General features: G+C 46.2%; 27 protein-coding genes. 19 read left to right on the top strand and 8 right to left on the bottom strand.

Annotated elements, in window-relative coordinates; genetic code table 11:
- The first annotated feature begins 20 nt into the window (after positions 1-20).
- A complete protein-coding gene (ecfA2, locus tag TPET_RS03550; protein ID WP_011943306.1) occupies positions 21-821 on the top strand; it encodes an energy-coupling factor ABC transporter ATP-binding protein EcfA2 in 801 nt (266 codons plus the stop codon).
- Entirely contained in the window at positions 818-1051 is a 234-nt protein-coding gene (locus TPET_RS03545; RefSeq protein WP_011943305.1) for an RNA-binding S4 domain-containing protein, read from the top strand. The genes ecfA2 and TPET_RS03545 overlap by 4 nt, the downstream gene beginning before the upstream one ends.
- Here TPET_RS03545 and TPET_RS03540 read toward each other — a convergent pair.
- Positions 1020-1715 (bottom strand): biotin--[acetyl-CoA-carboxylase] ligase, encoded by a 696-nt coding sequence (locus TPET_RS03540; RefSeq protein ID WP_011943304.1) that lies wholly within the window; start codon positions 1713-1715, stop codon positions 1020-1022. The two genes, TPET_RS03545 and TPET_RS03540, sit on opposite strands and share 32 nt — an antisense overlap.
- 52 nt (positions 1716-1767) lie before the next feature.
- On the opposite strand from TPET_RS03540, the gene TPET_RS03535 reads away from it, so the two are divergent.
- The 6 genes from TPET_RS03535 (at position 1768) to TPET_RS03510 (ending at position 6954) form a co-directional block, all read left to right on the top strand.
- Positions 1768-2706, top strand: coding sequence for a pyridoxal-phosphate dependent enzyme (locus TPET_RS03535; RefSeq protein ID WP_011943303.1), 939 nt, complete (start codon positions 1768-1770; stop codon positions 2704-2706).
- Complete coding sequence (locus TPET_RS03530) at positions 2706-3380, top strand: DUF554 domain-containing protein (protein ID WP_011943302.1); 675 nt, start codon at positions 2706-2708, stop codon at positions 3378-3380. The genes TPET_RS03535 and TPET_RS03530 overlap by 1 nt, the downstream gene beginning before the upstream one ends.
- 67 nt (positions 3381-3447) lie before the next feature.
- Positions 3448-3921 carry an NADH-quinone oxidoreductase subunit NuoE gene (gene nuoE / locus TPET_RS03525; RefSeq protein WP_011943301.1) on the top strand — a complete coding sequence of 158 codons (474 nt, stop codon included), beginning with the start codon at positions 3448-3450 and terminating at the stop codon, positions 3919-3921.
- Positions 3918-5555 carry an NADH-quinone oxidoreductase subunit NuoF gene (nuoF, locus tag TPET_RS03520; RefSeq protein WP_011943300.1) on the top strand — a complete coding sequence of 546 codons (1638 nt, stop codon included), beginning with the start codon at positions 3918-3920 and terminating at the stop codon, positions 5553-5555. Before nuoE ends, nuoF begins: the two co-directional genes overlap by 4 nt.
- A gap of 59 nt (positions 5556-5614) precedes the next feature.
- Positions 5615-6472, top strand: coding sequence for an AEC family transporter (locus TPET_RS03515; RefSeq protein WP_011943299.1), 858 nt, complete (start codon positions 5615-5617; stop codon positions 6470-6472).
- Positions 6473-6477: 5 nt separating this feature from the next.
- Complete coding sequence (locus TPET_RS03510; protein WP_011943298.1) at positions 6478-6954, top strand: metallophosphoesterase; 477 nt, start codon at positions 6478-6480, stop codon at positions 6952-6954.
- Here the strand turns inward: TPET_RS03510 and murC are convergent.
- From murC to TPET_RS03475, 7 genes are read right to left on the bottom strand one after another with little or no spacing between them, the layout of a single operon-like run.
- A complete protein-coding gene (murC, locus tag TPET_RS03505; RefSeq protein WP_011943297.1) occupies positions 6906-8279 on the bottom strand; it encodes a UDP-N-acetylmuramate--L-alanine ligase in 1374 nt (457 codons plus the stop codon). The two genes, TPET_RS03510 and murC, sit on opposite strands and share 49 nt — an antisense overlap.
- On the bottom strand, positions 8276-9295 hold the full coding sequence (murG, locus tag TPET_RS03500; protein WP_011943296.1) for an undecaprenyldiphospho-muramoylpentapeptide beta-N-acetylglucosaminyltransferase: 1020 nt from the start codon (positions 9293-9295) through the stop codon (positions 8276-8278). Before murG ends, murC begins: the two co-directional genes overlap by 4 nt.
- Complete coding sequence (locus TPET_RS03495; RefSeq protein ID WP_004082928.1) at positions 9292-10386, bottom strand: FtsW/RodA/SpoVE family cell cycle protein; 1095 nt, start codon at positions 10384-10386, stop codon at positions 9292-9294. Before TPET_RS03495 ends, murG begins: the two co-directional genes overlap by 4 nt.
- Positions 10383-11675: a UDP-N-acetylmuramoyl-L-alanine--D-glutamate ligase gene (murD, locus tag TPET_RS03490; RefSeq protein ID WP_011943295.1), complete on the bottom strand. Its 1293-nt coding sequence runs from the start codon at positions 11673-11675 to the stop codon at positions 10383-10385. The genes TPET_RS03495 and murD overlap by 4 nt, the downstream gene beginning before the upstream one ends.
- A complete protein-coding gene (gene mraY, locus TPET_RS03485) occupies positions 11672-12580 on the bottom strand; it encodes a phospho-N-acetylmuramoyl-pentapeptide-transferase (RefSeq protein ID WP_011943294.1) in 909 nt (302 codons plus the stop codon). Before mraY ends, murD begins: the two co-directional genes overlap by 4 nt.
- Positions 12577-13857 carry a UDP-N-acetylmuramoyl-tripeptide--D-alanyl-D-alanine ligase gene (locus TPET_RS03480; protein WP_011943293.1) on the bottom strand — a complete coding sequence of 427 codons (1281 nt, stop codon included), beginning with the start codon at positions 13855-13857 and terminating at the stop codon, positions 12577-12579. The genes mraY and TPET_RS03480 overlap by 4 nt, the downstream gene beginning before the upstream one ends.
- Complete coding sequence (locus TPET_RS03475) at positions 13854-15326, bottom strand: UDP-N-acetylmuramoyl-L-alanyl-D-glutamate--2,6-diaminopimelate ligase (RefSeq protein WP_011943292.1); 1473 nt, start codon at positions 15324-15326, stop codon at positions 13854-13856. Before TPET_RS03475 ends, TPET_RS03480 begins: the two co-directional genes overlap by 4 nt.
- Positions 15327-15393: 67 nt before the next feature.
- On the opposite strand from TPET_RS03475, the gene TPET_RS03470 reads away from it, so the two are divergent.
- The 11 genes from TPET_RS03470 to rsxA all read left to right on the top strand — a co-directional run bounded on the left by TPET_RS03470 (position 15394) and on the right by rsxA (position 24624).
- A complete protein-coding gene (locus tag TPET_RS03470; RefSeq protein ID WP_011943291.1) occupies positions 15394-15936 on the top strand; it encodes a hypothetical protein in 543 nt (180 codons plus the stop codon).
- 39 nt (positions 15937-15975) lie between these two features.
- Entirely contained in the window at positions 15976-17088 is a 1113-nt protein-coding gene (gene glgD, locus TPET_RS03465) for a glucose-1-phosphate adenylyltransferase subunit GlgD (protein WP_012310694.1), read from the top strand.
- Positions 17089-17099: 11 nt separating this feature from the next.
- Positions 17100-18371, top strand: a complete 1272-nt coding sequence (locus TPET_RS03460; protein WP_011943289.1) for a glucose-1-phosphate adenylyltransferase — start codon at positions 17100-17102, stop codon at positions 18369-18371.
- A 3-nt stretch (positions 18372-18374) separates the two neighbouring features.
- Positions 18375-19400 (top strand): DUF4899 domain-containing protein, encoded by a 1026-nt coding sequence (locus tag TPET_RS03455; protein WP_011943288.1) that lies wholly within the window; start codon positions 18375-18377, stop codon positions 19398-19400.
- 95 nt (positions 19401-19495) lie between these two features.
- Positions 19496-19669: a hypothetical protein gene (locus tag TPET_RS03450; RefSeq protein ID WP_012896198.1), complete on the top strand. Its 174-nt coding sequence runs from the start codon at positions 19496-19498 to the stop codon at positions 19667-19669.
- On the top strand, positions 19666-20517 hold the full coding sequence (locus TPET_RS03445; protein ID WP_011943286.1) for a LipS2 family lipoyl synthase: 852 nt from the start codon (positions 19666-19668) through the stop codon (positions 20515-20517). Before TPET_RS03450 ends, TPET_RS03445 begins: the two co-directional genes overlap by 4 nt.
- Before the next feature lie 4 nt (positions 20518-20521).
- The gene (gene rsxC / locus TPET_RS03440; protein ID WP_011943285.1) at positions 20522-21829 is read left to right on the top strand and encodes an electron transport complex subunit RsxC; all 1308 of its coding nucleotides are present in this window, start codon (positions 20522-20524) and stop codon (positions 21827-21829) included.
- On the top strand, positions 21826-22782 hold the full coding sequence (locus TPET_RS03435; protein ID WP_004082949.1) for an RnfABCDGE type electron transport complex subunit D: 957 nt from the start codon (positions 21826-21828) through the stop codon (positions 22780-22782). Before rsxC ends, TPET_RS03435 begins: the two co-directional genes overlap by 4 nt.
- Positions 22779-23453 carry an RnfABCDGE type electron transport complex subunit G gene (locus TPET_RS03430; protein ID WP_004082950.1) on the top strand — a complete coding sequence of 225 codons (675 nt, stop codon included), beginning with the start codon at positions 22779-22781 and terminating at the stop codon, positions 23451-23453. The genes TPET_RS03435 and TPET_RS03430 overlap by 4 nt, the downstream gene beginning before the upstream one ends.
- Complete coding sequence (gene rsxE, locus TPET_RS03425) at positions 23450-24052, top strand: electron transport complex subunit RsxE (RefSeq protein ID WP_011943284.1); 603 nt, start codon at positions 23450-23452, stop codon at positions 24050-24052. Before TPET_RS03430 ends, rsxE begins: the two co-directional genes overlap by 4 nt.
- Complete coding sequence (gene rsxA, locus TPET_RS03420) at positions 24049-24624, top strand: electron transport complex subunit RsxA (RefSeq protein WP_004082952.1); 576 nt, start codon at positions 24049-24051, stop codon at positions 24622-24624. Before rsxE ends, rsxA begins: the two co-directional genes overlap by 4 nt.

The following is a 24624-nucleotide window of genomic DNA, read 5'->3' as shown; positions in this document are numbered from 1 at the left end:
CACGTGATATAATTTTCAACATGAGAATAGAAGTAGTCAACGTCTCTCATATCTTTCACGGAGGAACACCTTTGGAAAAAAAAGCACTCGAAAATGTGAGTCTCGTTATCAACGAGGGAGAGTGTATCCTTGTTGCTGGGAATACAGGATCTGGGAAGTCGACCCTCCTTCAAATTGTAGCAGGTTTGATCGAACCCACCTCAGGTGCTGTGCTTTACGACGGAGAAAGAAAGAAAGGTTACGAGATAAGAAGGAACATAGGAATCGCTTTTCAGTACCCTGAGGATCAGTTCTTCGCGGAGAGAGTTTTTGACGAAGTGGCTTTCGCCGTGAAAAACTTCTATCCAGATAGGGATCCTGTTCCCCTGGTGAAGAAAGCGATGGAGTTCGTGGGACTGGATTTCGACTCTTTCAAAGACAGAGTGCCGTTTTTCCTGTCCGGCGGTGAGAAGAGAAGAGTAGCGATCGCTTCTGTGATCGTTCACGAACCGGATATTCTCATCCTCGATGAGCCTTTAGTGGGGCTGGACCGGGAAGGGAAAACGGACCTTCTGAGAATTGTGGAGAAGTGGAAGACCCTTGGAAAGACGGTCATCCTCATTTCTCACGATATCGAAACAGTTATAAATCACGTGGATCGTGTGGTGGTACTCGAAAAGGGAAAGAAGGTCTTCGATGGAACCAGGATGGAATTCCTTGAAGAATACGACCCTCGCTTTTTCACAAGCAAGATGCTGGTTATGAGAGAGTTGGTTTTGAAAAGAGAAGACCCCTTCTCAATGAGCGACGATGAGCTTTTGGAAAGGGTGTGCAATTCATGAGATTAGATTTGTTTCTCAAGATCTCGGTGGTGAAGAGAAGAACGATTGCCCAGAAACTGCTGAAGGGGCAGAGGGTCCTGGTGAACGGAAGACCCGCGAAAGCCTCGTACGAGGTAAAGGACGGAGACATCGTGGAGGTGTTCTTACCAACCAAGAAAATAACCCTAAGGGTTGTGGGAAACGGAGGCTACGAAGTCCTCAGTGAGGAGAGAGTGAGTAAACCTTTTTGATCTCTCCGTCGAAGTCTATTAACAGACTATCAGGGTTTATCTTTACGATCTTTCCTTTCTTTCCTTCCAGAGATATGATATCTCCTTCTTTCTGAAGAAGGTATCTTTTCCAGATCCTCGTCAGAGCTTCTTTTTTCTTTGAATACTTTCTGAAAATCACGCGTGCGTTCTTCAATATCGACTCTATGAGTTTCACAACGCTGATTTCTTTTCCCGTGATTTCCTTCAGACTGATCGCTCTTGTTTTCAACTCGGCTGGGATTTCGTTGTTCACGTTCATCCCCACTCCCACGACAACGGCGAGAGGTTTTGCACCTTCAAAAATTCCCTCTGAGAGAACTCCTGCGAGCTTTCTCCCGTTTATGTACACGTCGTTGGGCCACTTTATGTTCGCGTGTATTTTCATGTTTTCAAGAGTCTTCACAACCGCTACTGAGAACACCCTTGTGTAAAACGAAAGCTCCAGTGACTTTCTCGGTTTGAAAAGCACAGAGAACCATAGTCCACCCCTTGGAGAGTGCCAGTGTCTTCCGTTTCTTCCGTATCCTGAGGTCTGCTCCAACGCAACCACTACCGTGCCATCGGGATAGAAGCGGTAATTCTCTTTCAAGAAACGATTCGTGGAGTCTATGGATTCGAAAGAAATGATCTTTTCTCCTATCAATCTCTCTCCCTCCCGTGCTACAATTCTAACAAACAAAAAGAGGGGGAGACGAATGAGAATCGATCTTTCCCTTAAACCCACACCTGTTCAGTTTCTCAAAAGACTCTCGGAAGAATACGGGTTCAACATCTACGTTAAAAGAGACGATCTCACAGAGCTTGTGGGATCGGGCAACAAAATCAGAAAGCTGGAGTATCTTCTCTGGGAAGCTCTTAAAAAAGGAGCAACAACTGTCTTCACCTGTGGAGGTCTTCAGTCGAACCATGCCAGAGCAACGGCATACGTTTCGAGAAAACACGGTTTGAAACCTGTTCTCTTCCTCAGAAAAGGAGAGAAGGTTCTGAACGGAAATCTTCTCCTCGACATTCTCCTCGGTGCTGAAATAGTGGAAGTTTCCCAGGAAGAGTACGAACGCATCGATGAGATCTTCGATGTTCACAAAAAGATGAGAGAGAAGAAAGGTGAAAAGGTGTACGTGATACCCGAAGGGGGATCGAACTCCCTTGGGGCCTTTGGCTACTTCAATGCGGTGCTGGAGATGAAAGATCAATTGAACCTCGAATCTTTCGATGCTATCGTGTGTGCTGTTGGAAGTGGTGGAACCATAGCGGGTTTGTCAGCTGGAATTTCCTTTCTGGAATATCACGTACCTGTGGTGGGTGTGAACGTCACCACGAAAAACTCGGATTATTTTGTGGGGAAGGTGAAAAGAATAATTAGTGGTATGGAAGAGCATGGTCTGAAGATCAACGAAACTGTTTTCAAAGTGGTGGACGATTACAGAGGGCCGGGATATGCGATTCCGTCCAGTGAGGATGTGGAGATCTTGAAAGAAGTAGCTTCGATAGAAAGTATCATCCTCGATCCGGTCTACACGGCAAAAGCCTTCAGAGGAATGATCGAAATGTTCAGAAATTCAGGAAAGAACGTTCTTTTCATCCACACGGGGGGAATATTCGGTCTGTTCGCGCAGAGCGGGAGGTTGGTATAATGTTTCACTACGCTGTTCTTCTGAACGCACTTGGAGTTTTGATCGGTGCGTCCGTGGGTTTCCTGTTCAAAAGAAAGATTCCTCAGAGATTACACGACATCCTTTTCACGGTGATAGGACTCACCACAATGGGTATAGGTATCCGGATGGTCACGCAGGGTGATGATTTTTTGATGATTCTCCTCGCACTCGTTGCAGGCGGCATCATCGGAGAGTTGTTCAGAATAGAGGACAGAATAGAAGGTATTGGGAAGAAGTTCAGTAATTCTCAGGGGTTTGCGGAGAGTTTTCTCACTTCTTCGCTTCTCTTTCTGGTTGGTCCCATGACCATAGTGGGATCCATAAACATAGGACTCACGGGAAACGCGGATTTGATACTCGTGAAAACGGTGCTAGACACAGTGTCAGCCACAGTGCTCACGGCAACCTTAGGAACAGGGGTTTTTCTCTCGGCAGTTTCTGTGTTCCTCGTTCAGGGACTTCTCGTTGTTTTCGCAAAGAGTTTGACTTTTCTCACAGGTGATGCGTTTATCTCCGATTTTGTTGGCACAGGTGGTGTCATGATTCTGGGTCTTGGAATAAGGATTCTTAAACTGAAAGAGGTAAAGGTTGGGAACCTACTTCCGGCGCTGGTTTTGATTCCTATTTTTGACTGGTTGAAAAACCTTTTTTAAATGGCACAGAAAAAGTGGTATAATTTTTCGTGAATAATTGTGAAATTTTTGACGAGGGGGAGTGAAGATGAGGGAGGTAATAGTAGAGATCGTCCAGAAAGCTAAAGAGACAGCAGAAGAGAGAGACGTTTTGATAAACACCCTGCACGAGATACAGAAGCGCTTTGACAACTTCATACCACCGGAGGCTGCTGAGATCGTGGCTGAAGAGCTTGGCGTGCCGCTCTCCAGAGTGTACGAGGTGTTGACGTTCTACACCATGTTCTCGACAAAACCGAAGGGAAAATACGTGATAAGGGTTTGTGAGAGTCTTCCGTGTCATGTTGAAAACGGGAGAGAAGTGGTCAAAGCCCTCAAGGAAATTCTGAAAATCGACTTTGGCCAGACCACTTCTGATGGTCTTTTCACACTCGAAATGACGAGTTGTCTGGGCCTTTGTGGTGTTGCACCGGTGATCATGGTGAACGACGAGTATTACGGTAATATGACACCTGGTCGTGTGAAGGATCTCATAGATAGACTGAGAGGTGAGTCGCTATGAAACCGATAACAGTTCTGGTCTCAGTTGATTCGAACAGTGTGTTGATGGGTGCTCGTCACTTTCTCAATTACTTCAGGGATCTTGTGAAGGAACACAATCTCGAAGATACCGTCGATGTACTGGAAACGGGTAGCATGGGAATTTATCCAGAAGGAGTGATTGTTTCCGTTCTTCCCGACGGTGTTTTCTACGTTGTGAGGAATGAATTGGATGTGAAGAGGATCTTCGAAGAGCACATTCTCAAGGGAAGGAGAGTGTTCGATCTTGAAGTTCCCGAGAGTCAAATAAAAGGAACCGTTGAGGTAGAGAAGGTGGCCGAAGAAACTCGTATCGTTCTAAAGAACGTAGGAGAGATAGATCCCACTCGTATAGAGGAATACATCGCAAGAGACGGTTATTTTGCCCTCGCCAAGGCACTCCAGATGGAACCAGGAGAGGTAATCGAAGAGATAAAGAGAAGTGGGCTGAGGGGAAGAGGTGGAGCCGGTTTTCCAACAGGTCTGAAATGGGAATTCACCTACAAAGCTTCTGCCGACCAGAAATATGTTCTGTGCAACGCCGATGAAGGAGAACCCGGTACCTTTAAAGACAGGCTCATCATGGAGGGTGATCCTCATTCTTTGATAGAGGGCATGATCATAGCGGGGTACGCGGTTGGTGCAACGAAGGGTTACATATACATAAGGGGAGAGTATCACAGTTCGATAGAAATCTTGAAAAAAGCTGTAGAACAGGCCTACGAGTACGGATTCCTCGGTGAGAACATCCTCGGAAGTGGATTCAACTTCGATCTGAAAATAAGGCTCGGGGCGGGAGCTTACGTGGCGGGAGAGGAGACGGCGTTGATAGAGTCCATAGAGGGGAAACCCGCTCGACCCAGGCTGAAACCTCCTTACCCTCCCACCTTTGGTCTCTTTGGAAAACCCACCGTTGTGAACAACGTGGAAACTTTTGTGAACGTTCCAAGGATAATAATGAACGGTGCGGAGTGGTTCAAAAAGTTCGGCACCGAGTCTTCTCCTGGGACGAAAGTGTTCTCCCTCGTGGGTAATGTGGTGAGAAAGGGAATCGTGGAAGTGCCAATGGGAGTGACGGTGAGAGATCTCATCTTCAAATTTGGTGGGGGGATTGAGGGTGGCAGGAAGTTGAAAGTGGTGCAAACGGGTGGTAGTGCAGGAACGTTCATCGGACCAGACAAACTCGACGTTCCACTCGATTTTGATTCTTACGCAAAGTACGGAGTTTCCCTTGGATCAGGAGTGATTCTCGTTGCTGACGAGACTCACTGTGTGGTGGATCTCGCACTCACCGTTATGAGGTTCTTCGAACACGAGTCGTGTGGGAAGTGTACACCGTGTCGGGAAGGTACAAGGATGATCGTCAATATTTTGGAGAGAATAAGCAGAGGCGAAGGCAAAAAAGAGGATCTCGATACGTTGAGGGAGATCGCTCGAAACGCAGGGGAAACTTCTTTCTGCGGACTGGGTCAAAGCATTCCGGTTCCTCTGCTCTCGATCGTTGACAACTTCGAGGAAGAATTCAGAGCCCACATAAGCGCTGATAAATGTCCGGTGGGTGTGTGTGAGTTCAAGAAAAAGAAGGAAAAGAAGAAAATTGGTGTTAGAAAACCATAAAGAGGGCGTCAAAGAGACGCCCTCTTTTTCTGGTAGAATTCCTCTCAGGGGTGCACTGAATGGAATTTTCGGTCATCATACTGATCGGTTATCTGACGAAGAAATTTTTCGAAAGAGATACTGGTAAGGTCCTTTCGAAACTGGTGGTGAATTTCACACTGCCTGCGGCGATCTTCTACAGTTTTTCCACTTCGCGTTTTCACTTTTCGAAGTTCGCCTTCACTGCAACGGGTATTTTGAGTAACCTTCTTCTCATCTTTCTTGCCTTTCTGTTTTTCTCGAGAATAAAGGATCCAAGAGTGAGAATTCCGATCGTTCTCTCTTTCGTTGGTTTCAACACAGGTTTGTTCATGTATCCTCTGGCGGAAAGCCTCTGGGGAGAAGCATCGGTGGTTAACTTCGCCCTGTTCGACCTGGGGAATTCTTTCTTCATATTTGGTGTGGGGAAAGCAGTAGCTGAGCGGAACAAAAAGGGAATACTGAAGGTTTTCACCTTTCCACCGTTTCTGTTCCTCCTTGTCGGAATAACGATGAACAGCCTCAAAGTGGTTCCACCTGGTATTGTTCTCGATGTTGCGCGGACGATAAAGAACGCTAATGCCTTCCTCGTGTTTTTTCTTGTGGGATACTATCTCAGCTTCAGATCGGTTTACGACAAATTCCGTCTGATTTTAATGGCGGGACTCGTAAAGTATGCCGCCGGGTTGCTTGTTGCTCTGATCGCAGTGAAGATCTTCTCTCTTTCTTCTTTCGAGGAAATGAACCTGTTTCTTTCACCGCTTCTTCCTTCTGCCATCATGACACTCGTGTACTCGGTTGAAAAGGGTTACGATGCGGAACTCGCGAGCGGGCTCATCACTTTCTTCACGATCGTTTCAACGTCCATAATCATGGCGGTAAACTATACATGGGGGTGATGCGAATGTGGCTGATACTCAGTGACACTCACGATAACATGGAGGTTCTGAAAAAGGTGGAAGAACTTCTATCTGAGAAGAATATAGAAAAAGTTTTTCACTGTGGAGACTTCGTTGCGCCGTTCACACTTGGAAGATTGATCAAAGAAGGGGTAGATTTCTACGGTGTTTTTGGAAACAACGACGGAGAGGTACTGCTGTTGGACAAAAGATCCGGCGGAAGAATCAAAAAACCACCCATTTCCCTGGAGGTCGATGGTTTAAGAATAGCGATGATGCACGAACCCATTCTTCTGGATGCGATCGTTCGCTCCCAGGAGTTCGATCTGATTCTCTACGGGCATACTCATAGAGTAGATGTGAGAAAAGAAGGAAAAACTCTCGTGGTGAATCCTGGAGAAGCGTGTGGTTATCTTTCCGGTAAGAGCACCGTCTATTTGTTCGATCCCAGAACACGTGAAGGAGAACTTTTGGAACTCTGATAACGTTCCACGAATCTTCTGGAAGAGTGGATGATATCTCCGGCACCGACGAAAAGAAAGACGGTGTTCTCACTCACGGGGATTACCTTTTCCAGTTCTGGAAGCTTCTCAACGAAATACGCCTCTTTACCGAGCGACTTGAGAGAGTCCCAGATCATCTTCCCTGAGATGCCGTTTTTCCTCTCTTCGAACGCATCGTAGACTTCTGTGACCACAACTTCATCCGCCAGCTGAAGCGCTTTTGCGAAGTTTCCATCTTCCCTTTCCAGTCTGGTGTATCGGTGCGGCTGGAATATCACCACGATTTTTTCGTTTTCGAAGACTTCTTTTGCTGTCTGAAGAAGGTTTCTTATCTCATCTGGTGTGTGGGCGTAGTCGTCTATCACATAGATGTTCGTTTCCGGATCGTGAAACGCGATGGAGAAGCGCCTGTGAACTCCCCGGAATTCTTCCAGTGCTTCAAGCACTGGCGCCAGATCGTACCCGAGCGAGTCGAAGAGTGCTATCACTGCCAGTGCGTTCAAAACGTTGTGAAAACCGGGAACCTTGAGTTTGAGTTCGAGATATCTCTTTCCATTTTTCTCCACCACTGCTTTTTGTTCGGCGCGAGAAGCGCTTCTCATTTCAAGGGTGTACGTGCCTTTCTTCACGCCAAAAGTTACATCACCCAGATGGGATGTGAGTTCGTCCTCTGCGAAGGTGACTACCAGATCGGTGTTCCTGCTGATCTTTTCGAAGGCCGATCTGTATCTGGACAGAGAGTTGCCGTAGTTTTCCAGATGATCTCCTCTGGCGTTTGTGATTATGAGATAGTTTGGGGAGAACTCTGAGAAAAACTCTTCGCTCTCGTCGAGTTCGTAAACTACGGGCCCGTTTCCTTTCTCGTAGTTTCCGTGTTCGAGGGAATCCATTATGCCTCCAAGGAACACCGTTGGAGACTTTTTCAAATGTTTCAAAACGTGCGCAACCATAGCGGTTGTTGTGGTTTTTCCATCGGTTCCGGTTACAGCGAACTCTTCCTTTTTCTCCCGTTTCAGAATGTCTCGGAAATAATGCAGTCTATTTTCTACTGGGACCCTTTCCATCCTGGCGCGTACTATCTCCGGGTTGTCGTCACGAACAGCGGGGGTTTTTATAACCAGATCGGGATCGTACCAGTTGTCTGCGGAGTGTGGCACAAAAATCGGAATTCCTAATTTTCTTAAATAAGCGGTTCTTTCTGTTTCCTCTATATTTGAACCGTAAACATCGTTTCCATTCAAGAATTCGTGTAAAGCCACGGCACTCATTCCAATTCCACCAATTCCTACGAAATGAATTTTCACATTATCTCCCCCAGTATTTCCTCAGATATTTTGGAAGCAGGGTTTTCTTTCATCTTCTCTATTTTACCTTTTTTCACCACTTTATCAATAGACTCGATTATTTTTCGGGGTGACGCCTCGTTTTCTCTGATAACGATACCATACCCCAGCCTTTCCGCTTCCAGAGCGTTTTCAAGCTGGTGTGATTCGGCGGAACTTTCCCACGGTATCAGTATTCCGGGAACACCGTAGTACATCATCTCTGCGATTGTACTCGCCCCTGCCCTTGAAATGGACGCGATCGCTTTCTTCCAGTAGGCTCCCATGGGGTCTATGTAAGTGAGTGCTGTTACATTTGGAAAAACGGAAAGTCTTTCTGTCCAATCGTCTGACCCTGTGGAATGTACGAATTGAGTTTCCTGAAGTTCTGGATACACCTTTTCCATCAACTCGTTTATCGCTTCGCTTCCCAAACTTCCACCGAGAACGAGCACGAAATCCTTCAGAGGTGCTTCTTTTTCCGTTTCTCTCACCGGACATCCAGTGACGACGATTTTATCCTGCCATTCTCTCAGATAATCTCGGGTTCTTTCGAAAGAGACGAAAACTTTCTTCGCGTACTGTGAGAGAACTTTCACTGCGAGTCCTGGAACGACGTTTTGTTCGTGAACAAAGATGGGTATCCCAAGATCCTTAGCGGCTAGCCCCACAACTCCAGATATGTATCCACCCGTGAGAACCACTAAATCCGGTTTGAAGCGCTTCAAATGTTTCTTTACTTCGATCGTAGCAATTCCTATCTTCAAGGTTCTCCACAGGTTTTTTGGATGATGGAGTGGCCTGAGCAAACCTCTGACATCGATTGAAACTGTTTCGAACTCTGGATGATCTTTTCTCACAACTCTCTCATCGATTTTGCCTTTTACAGCGAAGAACAGGACCTTCACGTCAACTCTTTTCGCGAGCGTCTCGAGGATGGCCAGAAGTGGATAGAGATGTCCACCAGTTCCACCGCCAGCTGCAGCGACCTTTATCACTCTCTTTCACTCTCCAGAATCATATTTCCGACTATTCCAAAGCCTATCATGATAGAAAGAAGTGAACTCCCTCCATAGCTTACCAGAGGAAGAGTTACTCCCGTGACTGGAAGAATTCCGGATATGACACCAACGTTCGTCATCACCTGAAGCATTATCAAAATAGCGAAACCGGAGATGAACGTTCTGACTGATGGAACCGTATGCATTTTCGTAGCGACCTTCACAAGGCTGTGAACCAATCCGTAAAATGAGAACAGGACAACTCCCAGTCCTATGAAGCCAAGCTCTTCTCCCACTATAGCTAACACGAAGTCGCTTGTCACCACAGGCACGAAGAGCTTTTCTTCACCGAGAACTAATCCTTTGCCAAGCGTACCACCGTTTCTTATAGCGTTCACTGCTTCAACAACCTGTTCTGAAACGTTCCCTCTCAGATACGATATGAGTCTTTCCATCTGGTAATTTTTCATGAAATGTTCCAGAACACCGGTTTTATACATGGAAATAAAAAGAGAAATTATCACCAGAAAGAAACTCAGCACGTAAATCCCGCGAGTTTCAGCAGCGTAGAGTGTGAGGATAACCATGAAAACAAGAAGCACAAAAGTACTGAAATCGGGTTCTATCAGAACAAGGAAGAGTAGAGGAGAAACAAGAAGAATCGGCTTCAAAAATCCCCTGAAGAATTTTTTCATGAACAGGGAGTTTTTTTCGACGTACCACGCGAGAAACAGAAGAATGTAGATTTTGACCAGTTCGGATGGCTGGAATGAAAAGCTACCAAGATCTATCCACCTGTGTGCACCTCTCTCACTCGAGGGGAGGAACAGCACGACCGTCAGAAGGACAAGGGAGAGGACGTATCCCCCTATGATGATTTGCTTTGAGAAGAGCAATCTGTGGTCCGTGTAGAGGAAGACAACGAAAAAAGCGATGGCCACCGCGAGCTTCATCAAATGGTTCAGCACCACGTGTGCGGTGTCTCTGACCGGTTTCACATAATCCCGAACTATTTCAAAACTGCTGAGAGATATGAACCCCACGCACAGAAGTACGATGACAAAGAACACGAGAGATTTTTCGTTCAAACTTCATCCCCTCCGTGTCGTTTGAAGATCTCTCTGAAGTGTTCACCTCTTTTTGCGTAGTTTTCGTACATGTCAAAGCTCGCTCCTCCCGGGCTGAGAAGAATCACATCACCTTTTTCAGAGACTTCCATTGCTTTTTCAAAGGCTTCTTCCATATTTTCAACGATGCTGTGAGGAATTTTCCCCACAAACGGAGCGAGTTCTTTCGATATCTCTCCGAACATGATGAGATGTTTCAGCTTTGGACTGGCTTTTTCCACGAAGAGAGAGTAATTTTCTTTTTTACCGATTCCACACATTATGAGAACTACCTTGTCGAAGTTGGAGAGCGCACCCAGTACCGCGTGTGTCGACGTGGCTTTCGAGTCGTTGTAAAAATGCCTTCCATCTATTTGACCCAGGTATTCCATTCTGTGCGGGAGCGGTTTGAAATCTCTGAGAAGTTCCAGAAAACTTTCCAGTTCGTTGAACATTTCCATGTAAAGAACGGAAACTGCCAGTACGTTTTCCCTCATCTGATACGGATAGTTTCCAGGAAGTGTGTATCTCTTCCCGCGAACGATCAGTTCCTTTTCTGTAGCAAAGTTTTCATCCGTCCAGAAAGGGATTTTTCTGGATCTCACACCTTCCAGATCTTTCAAGCGCTCTATGTGCTTGTTGTAGACGAACAGATCTCCTTCTGTCTGGAGAAAAACCGGTTTCAACTTTGAATCAACGTATTCTTCGAAAGAGGAGTGCCAATCCAGATGATCTTCGGATATGTTCAGAACGAGGAAATTTGAAAGATACGGTCTTTCGCTCCAGAAAAGCTGGAAACTGCTCATTTCCAGTACGTAATAGTCGTACTCTCCTTCCAGGGCTTCCACAGCCGGTGTACCAAAGTTTCCACCAAGGAAAGATTTGAATCCCCTTTCGGAAAGCACATGATGCATGAGGGCGGTAGCGGTGCTTTTTCCGTCAGTCCCCGTGATGCCCACGACCTTTTTTGGATCTACATTGTCCAAGAAAAACTGAAGTTCTGTGGATAGTTTCGCACCTCTGGAAGAGAGGAGTTCGATCATGCTCGTGTCTGGTTTTATTCCGGGACTCACGTAAACAACATCGCACTCCAGGAGTTTTTCGGTGTGGCCTCCTTCTTCGTATTCCACGGAGTGTTCTTCCAGAAATTTTTTCGTTTCACCGTCCAGAGTTTTTGCTTCGCTCACGAAAAATTTCGCTTCTTGATGCTTCAAAAGATATTTCAGAAGGGACCTGTTGCTCTTTCCAAAACCCAGAAAGCCTATTCTCACGCTATCACCCCGAAGATCTCAAGAACGACAAGAGAAGATATCAGATTGAAAACGGTGAACACTGCCACGATTTTTTCCTCGCTCCATCCGATCAATTCGAAGTGATGGTGCAGAGGAGACATTCTGAATATCCTGCGTTTGAAGATCTTGAAAGATCCCACCTGAAGAATAACGCTCAATGTTTCGATGACGGGGATCAAAAAGAAAAGCACCAGATAGAACTCCGTTTTCGTTAGAACGGAAACAGTTCCCAAAACCCCACCGAGTGTGATAGAACCTGTGTCTCCCATGAAGATCTTTGCGGGTTTCGAATTGAACACTAGAAAGGCAAGAACACCGGCTCCAAGGATCAGCAGAATGTCCTCTGAGACTCCCCTTTCTTTGAGGAAAAACCAGTAAGGGATGCTTCCGCTCACGTATATCCAACCGGCCAGCCCATCCAGTCCGTCCGTCAGGTTCATGGCGTTCGAGCTTCCCACGATGACCAGGAGCGCGAAGAGGTAATACCACTTTCCCATCTCAATCGTGAAGCCAAAGAAATCGACGTTCGTTTCAGGACGTATCAGAAGCAACATAATGAGGGCTGATAGAGTCTGAAGCAGAGCCTTCTGATAAGTTTTCAACCCCGTGGAGTCTTTTCTTACCACACTGAGAAAGTCATCCAGAAAACCGATGAGGAAGAAGAGAAACATGCCGAGCAACACCATCGTAGTTGTCTTCGAAATCATTCCAAACAGAAAACCGGTCAGAACGAACAGAATACCTCCCATGGTGGGGGTACCCTCTTTGTAGCCGTGAAGGTCTGGGCCTTCTTTCCTTATGTACTGCCCGATTCTTCTTCGTCTGAAGAGTTTTATGAGGATCGGATAAAGAAAAAGGTTCAGAAGAAAATTTGCTGCTATCATTTTCTCTCCAGCTCCTTTTCAAACATTTCCAGAACTTTTTCTATTCTCACCGCTCTTGAAGCTTTGAAGAGAACCACATCCCCTTCTGTTACCCTGGAAGCAAGATCTTTCGCTATCTTTTCGGGATCGTCTGACTTCAGAATGATCTTCTTGGACTTGATCCATTCCGCTTCGGGTTCTGACAAGAAAATGTACACCCCATCCAGAACGTTCAATCTCTCTCCGAGCTCTTCGTGAAATTCCTTCGACCTCTCCCCAAGCTCTTTCATTGCTCCAACAACGGCGAATCTCCTTCCAGGAAAGCGAAGAAGCGCCTCTATAGAAGTTTGAAACGCTTCAGGGCTTGCGTTGTACGTATCGTCCACGATCAGCACATCTTTTTTTTCTCTCACATTGAAACGGCCGGGAACTGTTTTCAGGCTGGCAAGATCGAAGATATCCACAGTTTCGCCCAAAGCTCTCATGACACACAGAGAAGCGGCGATGTTCAAGAGTTGCCCTCCGTTCCAGTATCCGGAGAGTTTCACTGTAAAAAGAGAATCAAAAGCTTCGAACTCTGCGATCGTGGAACCCTCATAGTACCACCAATCCTTTAGAACCGAGTCACCGCCTTCTTTGCCGAAGAACAACGTTTTTCTGTAACAAGGTACTTCCCTTCTCAAATCGGGATCGTCAAAGAGTGTTACGGCTGTTGCATTTTCTTTCGAGTGCTTGATGATCTCCATTTTGGTTTCCATGATTCTCTCTCGTGTTCCAAAAAACTCGAGATGGGCGTTTCCAACGTTGAGGAGAACGGCGACATCCGGAGGAGCGATTTTACACAGGTGAGCGATATCACCGGGCCTGCTCGCGGCCATTTCGAGAACCAGGATTTCCTCTCCTTTGTAATCGTTGAGGATGGAGAGTGGCAACCCGTACTCCGTGTTCATGTTTCCCGGTGTTTTGAAAACACTTCTTTTGTTCTTGAGAAGGTTGTACAATATTTCTTTCGTAGTGGTCTTTCCTGACGAACCCGTTATACCGACGACCGTGCCAGAAAAATTTCCGAGCTTTTCTCGGGCCAGTTTTGCAAGTGCGTCAACGGAACTTTCTACGAGAAATATTCTATCGGAATTCACTGTTTTTCTCTCAGCGATAACTGCATAAGCACCATTCTTGAGGGCTTCATCTATAAAATCGTGACCATCGAATCTTTTCCCTTTCACGGCAACGAACACGTCACCTTCTCTCACTTCTTTCGAGTTCAGAACGAAGCGCCTTGTGAGGAGATCTTTCATTGTGCATATTTCCTCCCTTTCAGCTTGTCTCTTATGATCTCTTCCACAACTTCTCTGTCCTGGAACGGTACCTTCTTTTCTTCATCGATTATCTGGTATCTTTCGTGACCTCTTCCCGCTATGACAACAGAATCTCCTCTGTTAGCGATAGTTAGGGCCGTTTCAATGGCTTCCCTTCTGTCAAAGAGCACCAGATACGGTTTGCGTTTATCAATACCCTTTATCAAGTCTTCCATTATCTGTTCCGGGTCTTCTCCTCGTGGGTCATCGGTTGTGAGGATTACAACATCAGCGAGTTTTGAAGCGACCTCAGACATCATGGGACGTTTTCCTCTGTCGCTGTTTCCCCCGGCCCCGAAGACAACTATCACTCTTCCCTGAGAGATCTTTCTGACATTTTTCAAGAGCTTTTCCAGTGCGTCTGGAGAATGGGCGAAGTCGACAACAACGTTGAGCCCAATCTTCTTTGCTCCACGTACTACCTCGAATCTTCCCTCGACCCCCGTGAACGTTTCGAGGGAACTCGCCAGGTCTTTTGGATCGTATCCGAGCTGGTGAAGAGCAGCAATGGCGGCCGCGGCGTTGTAAGCGTTGAAATCACCTATCGCCTTTGTGAAAACCCTCAATAAACCATCGGGAGTTTCCAGAACGAACCGTGTCCCCTCCCAGTTCACCTCTATATTTCCCAGCCTGTAATCGGCGTTTTTCGATGTTCCGAAGGTGATTTTTCTCGATTTTCGATTGAAAGTGTCTGCCAATGATTCGTTCAGAATGGCTATCCCGTCATCTTTCAACAGATCGAAGAGATGAAGCTTTGCTTTCAGATAGTTCTCGAATGTACCGTGAAAGTCGAGGTGATCGCGTGATATGTTGGTGAATATACCCACATCGAATCTGACTCCCTCGACTCTTTTTTGAACCAGTGCGTGAGAAGAAACTTCGAGGGCGAAGAACTTTCCTCCACCTTCCTTGTTCTCTTTCATGGCGGAAAGGATGGTGATCGCATCCGGTGTGGTGATGTCGTCGTAGTAGGAGCTTCCAAGAATTCTCTTCACAGCGGTGGTGAGAACGCTTCCTTTTTCTCCAAGGGAGGTGAGCATGTGGTAGATCATCATGGTTGTTGTGGTTTTGCCGTTTGTTCCTGTGACTCCAAAGGTTAAAACGTCTTTCCAGGGGTCTTCGAAGAAGAGGCTGGCTACCTTTGCCTCAAAATAGCGAGAATCGAAAACCTGAATGTGGGGAAAATCCAGATCTATCTCTTTTTCGACGACAACAGCCACTGCTCCTTTTTCCATCACTTCGGGTATTATCTCGTGGGAATCGAACTTTTCCCCTCTTCTGCAGATGAAGAGATCTCCTTTTTTTACCTTAGAAGAGTGGTTGGACACACCTGTTATTTCGAGATCGTAGGGTGCACGAACTTCTAAAATGAGATCCTTTAAATTCGACACGATAGTTGATATATTCATAGTAGAACCACCTCTGAAGGAATTTTAACACTTTATTTAAAGCTTTTCCAGACAGGGGGTAGGAAAAATGATTCTAACTTATCATCTTGAAAAATGGAGAGACAGAGAAATTGTGAAGTTAGAACTGATGGAAGATGAATTCAAGGGAGGATCGACCATAGTTCCCGAAAGATCGCTGGGAGAGCATTACAAGATTTTTGTGGCCGTTCTTGAAGAATATGAGGGGATTCTCAAGGAAGCAAAATCAAGTCAGATTTTTGGTCTCTTCGAGAGACTCGAGGCGCATTTTCCAGAACATCCGAAAGTGCTTTTCTCGTTATCGTGTGCCATGTTAGAACTCTTTTCCAGACGTTATGGAGTAAAGCTCAAGGAAATGTTCGATCTGCCGGACTTCGAGCCAGAAAAGCTTGATTTTCCTTCTGGTGATTTTCTGATCTTCCCCGAAATGATCGGTCACGTTCTCAGGGTGATGGGATTCATGTCTGCCATGAGAAGTTTTGGAGAGAGAGTTTATCTTGTCGTGAGGGAATATCCGGATTCTAACACCAATTTCATTGTAGATTTACTGAAAAAACTTTCGGACGGTTTTATAGAAGAAGAGTGGAGGTGATAGAATTCTTTAGTGAACGAAGGAAGAGAGGTGTTAAGAATGAGGGTGCTTGGATTGATTCTTGCTGGGGGAAAAAGTGATCGTTTGTGGCCTCTGACGAAGGTGAGAGCCAGTGCGGCGGTTCCTGTGTTTGGAAAGTACAGGGCTATAGACTTCACTTTGAGCAACATGGTGAATTCCGGCATCAGGAAAGTGGGTATCCTTACTCAGTACAATCCAAGGAGTTTGATGGACCATCTGGGTTCTGGAAAGGAATGGGACCTCGATCGGAAAAGCGGAGGATTGTTCATTCTCCAGCCCTACGTTGGGCCGAACAGAGAAGTTTGGTACAGGGGAACGGCGGATGCCATCTTCCAGAATATGACCATTCTAAGAAGGGGCGAGGAAGATCACGTTTTGATAGGTTCGGGAGATCACATCTACAAGATGATCTATAGAGATCTTTTCAACTACCATCTAAAAAAGGGAGCGGACATAACTCTCGTAGTTAAAGAACTCGATGAGACGTACAACTTGAGTGAATATGGAATAGTTCAGCTCGACGATGATATGAGAGTGGTGGAGATAGAAGAAAAACCTGCGCATCCAAAAGGGAACATCGCGTTTCTTGGGGTTTACTTCATGAACAAAGAACTGCTCAAGGAACTTCTTTATGCAACAGTTCCCCAGGGGAAGTACGATCTCCTTCTCGACATAGTGATTCCCAACCTTGATAGATTGAAGGTCTACGCTTACAGGTTCGATGGTTACTGGAGAAACGTGAAGAAGGGAATAAAAGAGTATTACAGGATAAACATGGATATATTGAAAAAAGAAGTACGCGATGAGCTCTTCTACAGAAACGGGAAGGTTTATACGAAGCTGAAGGATCTCCCCCCTCCAAAATTCACGACCACGGCTGTTGTTGAGAATTCTTTGATCGCAGATGGGAGCATAGTTTCCGGTACGGTGAGAAATTCTGTCATTTTCAGAAACGTGCGAATAAAAGTTGGGGCAGTAGTGGAGAATTCTATCATCATGGAAAGCACTGTCGTGGAAGAAGGCGCAGTTCTGAGAAACGTGATCCTGGACAAGAACTGTATCGTGAGAGAAGGTCGTGTCATCGAAGGAGACACAGAGTTACCTGTTTTCGAAAAAAGAGCAGTTTTGTGAGGTGAAATCTTATGGGAAATACCGTTGCGATGATACTGGCAGGTGGTCAGGGGACGCGGCTCGGAGTTCTCACGGAAAGAGTAGCGAAGCCTGCTATCCCTTTTGGAGGGAAATACCGTCTGATAGATTTTACTCTGAGCAACTGTGTGAATTCTGGAATCTATAGGGTAGGAGTTTTGACCCAGTACAGACCTCATGTTCTTTCGAAACACATAGGTATCGGAAGACCCTGGGATTTGGACAGGAAAGATGGAGGGGTCGAAATTCTTCCGCCTTACGTGGGTAGGCATGAGTCTGACTGGTACAAAGGAACCGCCAACGCTGTCTATCAGAATCTTGAATTTCTCGAAGAAAACGACGCGGAACTCGTTCTCATTCTCTCGGGAGATCACGTGTACGCTATGAATTACAACGATCTCATAGATTATCATCTGCTCAAAGAGGCGGATGGAACGATAGCCTGCATGGAAGTGCCCATCGAAGAGGCAAGCAGGTTTGGTATCATGATAACGAATGTGGATGGGAAAATAGTAGATTTTGAAGAAAAACCGGCAAAACCCCGATCGAATCTGGCGTCTCTGGGAATCTACGTCTTCAATTATGAATTCCTGAAGAAAGTTCTCATCGAAGACGAAAACGATCCGAACAGTTCTCATGATTTTGGAAAAGACGTGATTCCAAGAATTTTGAGAGAAAATCTCGGTTCTCTCTACGCGTTCAGATTCGATGGATACTGGAGGGACGTTGGTACGCTCAGATCTTACTGGGAAGCCAATCTGGAGCTTGTTCTTCCAGTGCCGCCTTTCAACCTCTACGATCCGAACTGGAGGTTTTTCACCCATACCGAGGAGATGCCACCCGCTTACGTGGCTCCTGGTTCGAAGGTTTCCACCTCTCTCGTGAGTGAAGGAGCAGAGGTGTATGGTAATGTTTTCAACTCTGTTATTTTCCAGGGTGTGAAGATCGGTAGAGGAACGGTGGTGAAGAACTCAGTCATAATGACCAGAGCTGAGATAGGAGAGAACTGCTATCTGGAAAACGTGATAATAGCAGAAAGTGTAAAAATAGGAAACAACGTCAGGATGGGAGTGGGTGAAGACGCTGAGAACAAACTGGATCCAAAGGTGTACTCTGGTCTCCTGACGGTGGTGGGGATGAATTCGGTGATTCCCGACGACATGGTAATAGGAAAGAACTGTGTCATAGGCATTGGTGTAGGACCTGAAGATTTCAAATCGAAAACTCTGGAATCGGGAGATTATGTGATACCCAGGGAGGAGTAGTGAGTGGATCTCTATTTTGTGAAGTTCAGGGTCACATCGAAGCTCACATCCGAGATCGTTCAGGGATATTTCCTCGGCAAACTCAATCAGATCCCTGAGTACGATTTTTTTGTGATGCCGGGTCGGTATGTTCGAAAGTATTCGGTAGATCTGAATCTCGGATTTGAGGAGTTCCTTGAAGATTTTAAAGCAAAAAAAGAACTGGCCTTGAAAGAAGTCTCAGAAGCTTCTGTCATAACGGATGAATTCCTCAATTTCTGGCTGATTCAAACCAGAAAACAGAATCTTAGACTGGTTGGGAGCGAGTTTTTCAGGCTCGTTGAAAGTGGTGATCACGAGGCACTCAAGGTCTTCATGGCCGACCTCTTCAGGGAGTGGTCTGAAAAACTGGAAGTGGAAGCGGTAGGAACCCCGCTGGACTATGAAGATGTTTCTCTTGAAGTGGTGAAAGAACATTTTGAAGAACTTTCGACTGATGAAGTTTTCAAATTGTTTCAGAGAGAAGATTTGAGAAATCTCCCAGAAGTGTTCCCAGTTCTTGATCCTTTGAACGGTGTGACCATAAGAGAGATAGAGGTAGAAGAGAAGATAGATTTTGTTATCCTGAACTACGGAAACGAAGAATTTTCGGAGAAGTTCAAAAGGTTTCTGAAGGAAAAGTTCGGAACGGAAAATGTGGCGAGTCTTCCTGGGAAGATCCTCTCGAAAGAGGTTGTAAAGACCAGAGAAGGAAATCTTTATCTTTTGAAAGTGGAATTTGAAGAAGGGATAATTGGAAAGGCCATAGTATCCCCGAATCTGAAGATAAAACGTGGTGAAAGCAGGGTGAAGATTTCCGATGAAGAGTGGATGGAAAAAATAGGAGAGATGCTCAGGGAGGGGGAAGAATCAAACCAGGAGAAATTGAAACTGAGAAAATCTCCTCAACCCGTTCAGAAAGCGGCGAGTTCAGATTTTCTTCTGGCTTTCGTACTAGCGCTTCTCGTCATGGGAATTCTTCTAATACTCTCTTATCTTCTTTTCAGTTAGGATCTCTTGTCATAGAGGTTCTTTTCGCTCTTTTCATCGTTACAATGGTCTTTTTCACGGTTTGCAGTGTTTCCATTCACGCAAGGAGGATCTTTTTGCTTTACAGAGAAAAAGGAGTGGCCGAGAGAACCGCGGATGGTGTGTTCATGAGGTTGGAAGCAAAACAGCCGATTCCTGAGTTCTTGAACGGCTTCGAGATCAGTGTGGAAGGGAGCAAGGTTCACCTGAGAAACCAAGAAAGAGAATACGAGTTTGAGGTGGAGAAATGATACTCAGAGCATCTTACGGAACGATTCAGAAAGTGAATGGAAAATCGTCTTTAGAAATGGACACCGCTTATTTCATGCTTGGGGAAAGGTGCGTTTACAACTGTCTGTACTGTGCTCAGTCACGCTCTTCCACAAGCCCGTCTCATTTTCTCTCCAGGGTTATCTGGAAAGAGATTCCGGAAGATCTACTCGACGAATTGAACGATTGTTTCAAGAGGATCTGTATCCAAGTCGTTTCTTATGCTGGGTACAGAGAAGACCTCAGATCGATCATTCCGAGGTTTCGAATACCGGTTTCGGTGAGCGTCAGAGCTATCAGTGTGGAGGAGGTTACAGAGTATTTCAAACTGGGAGCCGACAGAGTGGATATCGCTGTGGATGTTCCCAACGAAACTCTCTTTGAAAAAATCAGAGGAGGAAAATACGAGAGACATCTCCATATTCTCGAGAAAGCAGCAGAAATGTTTCCCGGAAAAATCACGACACATGTGATAGTTGGATTGGGTGAAAGTGATAAAGACATTGTTGATTTCACGGTGTGGGCAAAGGAAAGAAACATCGTGGTTTCTCTGTTTGCTTTTACACCAATCAGGGGAACGGCGTTTGAAAACAGAGAAAGACCTTCCCTAGAGCGTTACAGGAAAATCCAGCTGGCAACTTACCTTCTCGAGAAAAACCTGATAAAACCGGAGAATATAATTTTCGACTCAAATGGTAAAATTATTGACGTTGAATGGAACGGCGAGTTTCCAGAAGAGGCTTTAAGAACCCGCGGATGCCCTCACTGCACGCGCCCCTACTACAACGAAAGTCCAAGAGGCCCTATTTACAACGTTCACTGGAGGTGAAAATGTGCTCACTTTTAAGGGAGGGGTTCATCCCCCGGAATTGAAGGAGTGGTCGAAGGATAAACCCATTGAAAGGGCACCTCTACCTCAGAAGGTTTTCGTCTTTCTTTCTAATCACGCGGGAAACCCGGCGAAGCCTGTAGTTTCTCCCGGTGATGAAGTGAAGACCGGTCAGGTCATAGGAGAGCCTGAGGGTTTCATTTCCGCTTATCTTCACTCTCCCGTGACAGGAAAGGTGATCGAGATAAAAAAGATCCTTCATCCAATTCTCGGAAAGCCCATCGAGGCGATCGTTATAGAAAGAACCTCTGACGATGAGTGGGTTCACATGGAAACTGGAGATTTTGAACGTATGTCGAAAGAGGAAATCCTGGAAATCATCAAAAAAGCAGGAATTGTTGGTCTGGGTGGAGCGATGTTTCCCACCCACGTTAAACTCTCACCTCCTCCCGAGAAAAAAGTTGATACCTTGATCATCAACGGGGCAGAGTGTGAACCCGTTCTCACGATAGATCACAGACTCATGCTGGAAAGAGCCGAGGACATCCTCCAGGGAATCCTGATAATGATGAAGGTCCTGGGGGTTCAAAAAGCCGTAGTCGGTGTGGAGAGCAACAAGATGGATGCGTACCACAATTTGAAGAAGGTTTTCAAGGGGTATCCCGTCGATGTTGCTCTTCTCAAGACCAAATATCCGCAGGGTGCAGAAAAGCAGCTCATATACGCGATAACCGGAAGGGTGGTACCGAGGGGAGGCCTTCCAATGGATGTCGGGGTGGTGGTTCAGAACGTCGGTACCTGCGTCGCAGTGAAGGAAGCGGTTGTCGATGGAAAACCGCTCGTGGAAAGAGGTATGACAGTCAGCGGTGATGCCGTGAAAAATCCGAAAAATCTGGTCGTCAGGATAGGGACACCTGTGAAGGATGTTATCGATTACTGTGGTGGAATAGATGAGAACACGGAGCGTGTCATCCTTGGTGGTCCAATGATGGGAATATCCATCACAAATCTGGACATCCCAGTTATGAAAGGAACTTCTGGAATAACAGCGTTTCTTCCTGAGAAACCTCAACCCCAGAAACCCTGTATTAGATGCAGTGAATGTGTTCAGGTGTGTCCGATGAACCTTCAGCCTTATCTTCTCTATCTCCTCTCCACGAAGAAAAAGTATGACGAAGCGGTGGAGAACGGTTTGATGGACTGTATAGAGTGCGGCTCGTGTACCTACACCTGTCCTTCGAAGATAGAACACGTAAGGTACATAAAACTCGCAAAAACAGTGTATCGCGCCACAAGGAGGGGTAGAAGATGAAGCTGATAAGCGCTTACGCTCCACACCTTCGAGAAGAGGATGATGTGAGAAAGATCATGCTGGATGTGCTCATAGCCCTATCACCAGCGGTTATTGGGGCGGCTTATTTCTTCGGATGGTATGCTCTATTTCTCTGTATCGCAGGAGCGGTGATAGGTGAGCTGTTCGATATATTCGTCATGAGATACCTGAGAGGAGTGAAGGATTTCGTCCCGGATGGCAGCGGGGCAGTGACAGGACTGCTTCTGGCGATGAACGTGAGCACAAGGCTTCCTTTCTGGGCTTTTTTGTTGGGACTCGTTTTCGCTCTGGGGATCGGGAAACACGTGTTCGGAGGACTCGGCCAGAACATTTTCAACCCTGCGCTCGTCGGAAGAGCGTTTCTGCTCATTTCTTTTCCCACTTACATGACCACCTGGGTTGTACCCGGGGCAGGATTCTGGAAATCTCCAGCGGATGTGGTAACGGCAGCAACTCCTCTTGCACTTTTCAAGGAACACGGTGTTTTCACACCCTATTGGGATCTGTTCATAGGTAAGGTTGGAGGATCCTTAGGTGAAACGAGTGCACTTCTTCTCATAATTGGTTTCATCTATCTTCTCTTGAGAAAGAGAGTGAAGATATTCATTCCTGTCTCCTATATAGGAACTGTTCTTGTGTTTTCTTCGATAGCTTATTTGATGAATCCAAGGTACGGTGATCCTCTCTTTCACCTCCTCAGTGGTGGTCTCATGCTCGGTGCACTTTTCATGGCCACCGATATGGTGACGAGTCCCATCACCGCGAAGGGACAGGTGATCTTCGGGATTGGATGTGGCGTTCTCACGATGGCTATAAGACTCTTTGGAGCGTATCCTGAAGGCGTTTCATTTTCGATCCTTTTCATGAATGCACTGGTTCCCCTGATAGACAGGTACACCAGACCGCGCATCTTCGGTGAGGTGAAAAAATGAAGGATATCCTGAAGACTGGATTGATTCTGATGGTTTTCACGGCTATTTCTGGACTCTTTCTTGGACTCGTGTATGTGGGAGTCAAAGGAAAGATCCAGGAAGCGGATAACGCAGCTAAGTTGAGCGCCATCAAATTCGTTCTGAAAGATCCCCTCACGGGAGATTATCTGGTGGATGAAAAAGAAATCGAGGAAATCGTCAAAAAAACAGGCATAGAAACGGTTGTTCTGAAAGAGTACAAAGAAGGGGTAGTCCTTGGTCCCTTGTATGAATTCGTGACGAAGGATGGCAGAAACGCATACGTTCTGTCGGGATACGCACCCGGTTTTGGAGGAAACGTGACCGTTGTAGCCTGTTTTATAAAAACGGAAGATGGATTCATGCTCAATTCCGTGAGAGTAATAGATTATTCTCAGGAGACGCCTGGACTCGGCGCAAAGATAGGAGAAGAAAGTATACAGAGGCGTTTCTTTCCAGTTCCACCCGAAGGACTGAAGAACGGCCTGAGGGTCGACAAAGATGCGGGACTTCCGAAGGGTTCTCCTGAGGAGTTGAAAAAGCAGGGTATTGTGAAGGTAAGCGATGTAATGACGGGAGCAACGATCACACCAAGGGCCGTGGTGACCGCTCTGAATCTCATGTACAGGTACCTCGAGGAGGTGTCGAAATGAGCCGCTTGAGAGAATTAACTAAGGGGATCATAAAAGAAAATCCCACTTATGTTCAGGTTCTTGGAATGTGTCCCACACTCGCCGTCACCACGAGTGCCATCAACGGTCTGGGGATGGGGCTTGCTACGACAGCCGTTCTCACCATGTCAAACGTGGTTATTTCACTGATAAGAAAGATCGTTCCTGATAAGATCAGGATTCCCATATTCATCGTTGTTATCGCGTCTTTCGTTACCATGATAGATCTCCTCATGCACGGTTTTGCCTACGATCTGTGGAAGACCCTGGGACTTTTCATTCCTCTCATAGTGGTGAACTGTATCATAATGGGAAGGGCGGAATCGTTCGCTTCCAAGCATGGTGTTCTGGATTCCATGCTCGATGGCCTGGGAGTGGGTCTCGGTTTCACAGGTTCACTGGTTCTTCTTGGAAGCATCAGAGAACTCTTCGGTAACGGTACGATCTTCGGTTACAAAGTGTGGGAGTTGAAGATATTTCTTGAAATTCTTCCACCGGGAGCCTACATAACACTCGGTCTTCTCTCTGCACTCTTCACCTACATCGGCATCAGGAGAAAGAAAAGAGGTGAAGCGAAATGAAGGTGTTTTTGCTCTTCTTTTCTGCCATATTCGTGAACAACTTCGTTCTGGCGAGGTTTCTCGGGATTTGTCCCTTCCTGGGGGTCTCCAAAAGGTTGGAAACGGCAACAGGAATGGGTATAGCCGTTACGTTCGTTATGACGGTTTCTGCTGCCATCAGCTGGTTTCTGGACAAGCTCCTTATCTCCACAGGACTTGAATTTCTGAGAACGATCGTCTTCATACTCGTCATCGCTTCTTTCGTCCAGTTCGTCGAACTGTTTTTGAAGAAAACCAGCCCGGATCTCTACGAAGCGCTTGGTATTTTCCTGCCTCTCATCACCACAAACTGTGCGATCCTCGGTATGGTGCTTTTGAACAGTCTCATGAAGCTCAACTTTGTTGAGGCGGTCTTCCACGCACTGGGATCTGGTCTTGGATTCGCTCTTGCTCTTGTGATATTCGCCGGAATAAGGGAAAAAATGGATCTCTACGATCTGCCGGAGCCTTTCAAAGGCACCGCCATAGCCCTCATCACCGCGGGACTTCTTTCGCTTGCTTTCATGGGATTCCAGGGAATGGTGAAGCTGTGA

This window comes from Thermotoga petrophila RKU-1, assembly GCF_000016785.1.
GTDB classification, from domain to species: Bacteria; Thermotogota; Thermotogae; order Thermotogales; family Thermotogaceae; genus Thermotoga; species Thermotoga petrophila.
The sequence above is the reverse complement of the archived record's forward strand: the minus strand, read 5'-3'. Positions and strand labels throughout refer to the sequence as shown.

Coding starts and splice junctions, on each gene's coding strand:
- TPET_RS03535 (WP_011943303.1), top strand. CDS start 1,768: ATGAGAATCGATCTTTCCCTTAAACCCACACCTGTTCAGTTTCTCAAA.
- TPET_RS03480 (WP_011943293.1), bottom strand. CDS start 13,857: ATGAAAGATCTCCTCACAAGGCGCTTCGTTCTGAACTCGAAAGAAGTG.
- glgD (WP_012310694.1), top strand. CDS start 15,976: ATGAGGGTGCTTGGATTGATTCTTGCTGGGGGAAAAAGTGATCGTTTG.
- rsxA (WP_004082952.1), top strand. CDS start 24,049: ATGAAGGTGTTTTTGCTCTTCTTTTCTGCCATATTCGTGAACAACTTC.
- TPET_RS03470 (WP_011943291.1), top strand. CDS start 15,394: ATGATTCTAACTTATCATCTTGAAAAATGGAGAGACAGAGAAATTGTG.
- TPET_RS03475 (WP_011943292.1), bottom strand. CDS start 15,326: ATGAATATATCAACTATCGTGTCGAATTTAAAGGATCTCATTTTAGAA.
- TPET_RS03435 (WP_004082949.1), top strand. CDS start 21,826: ATGAAGCTGATAAGCGCTTACGCTCCACACCTTCGAGAAGAGGATGAT.
- TPET_RS03545 (WP_011943305.1), top strand. CDS start 818: ATGAGATTAGATTTGTTTCTCAAGATCTCGGTGGTGAAGAGAAGAACG.
- TPET_RS03510 (WP_011943298.1), top strand. CDS start 6,478: ATGTGGCTGATACTCAGTGACACTCACGATAACATGGAGGTTCTGAAA.
- nuoE (WP_011943301.1), top strand. CDS start 3,448: ATGAGGGAGGTAATAGTAGAGATCGTCCAGAAAGCTAAAGAGACAGCA.
- TPET_RS03515 (WP_011943299.1), top strand. CDS start 5,615: ATGGAATTTTCGGTCATCATACTGATCGGTTATCTGACGAAGAAATTT.
- TPET_RS03530 (WP_011943302.1), top strand. CDS start 2,706: ATGTTTCACTACGCTGTTCTTCTGAACGCACTTGGAGTTTTGATCGGT.
- mraY (WP_011943294.1), bottom strand. CDS start 12,580: ATGATAGCAGCAAATTTTCTTCTGAACCTTTTTCTTTATCCGATCCTC.
- rsxE (WP_011943284.1), top strand. CDS start 23,450: ATGAGCCGCTTGAGAGAATTAACTAAGGGGATCATAAAAGAAAATCCC.
- nuoF (WP_011943300.1), top strand. CDS start 3,918: ATGAAACCGATAACAGTTCTGGTCTCAGTTGATTCGAACAGTGTGTTG.
- TPET_RS03460 (WP_011943289.1), top strand. CDS start 17,100: ATGGGAAATACCGTTGCGATGATACTGGCAGGTGGTCAGGGGACGCGG.
- ecfA2 (WP_011943306.1), top strand. CDS start 21: ATGAGAATAGAAGTAGTCAACGTCTCTCATATCTTTCACGGAGGAACA.
- TPET_RS03445 (WP_011943286.1), top strand. CDS start 19,666: ATGATACTCAGAGCATCTTACGGAACGATTCAGAAAGTGAATGGAAAA.
- TPET_RS03430 (WP_004082950.1), top strand. CDS start 22,779: ATGAAGGATATCCTGAAGACTGGATTGATTCTGATGGTTTTCACGGCT.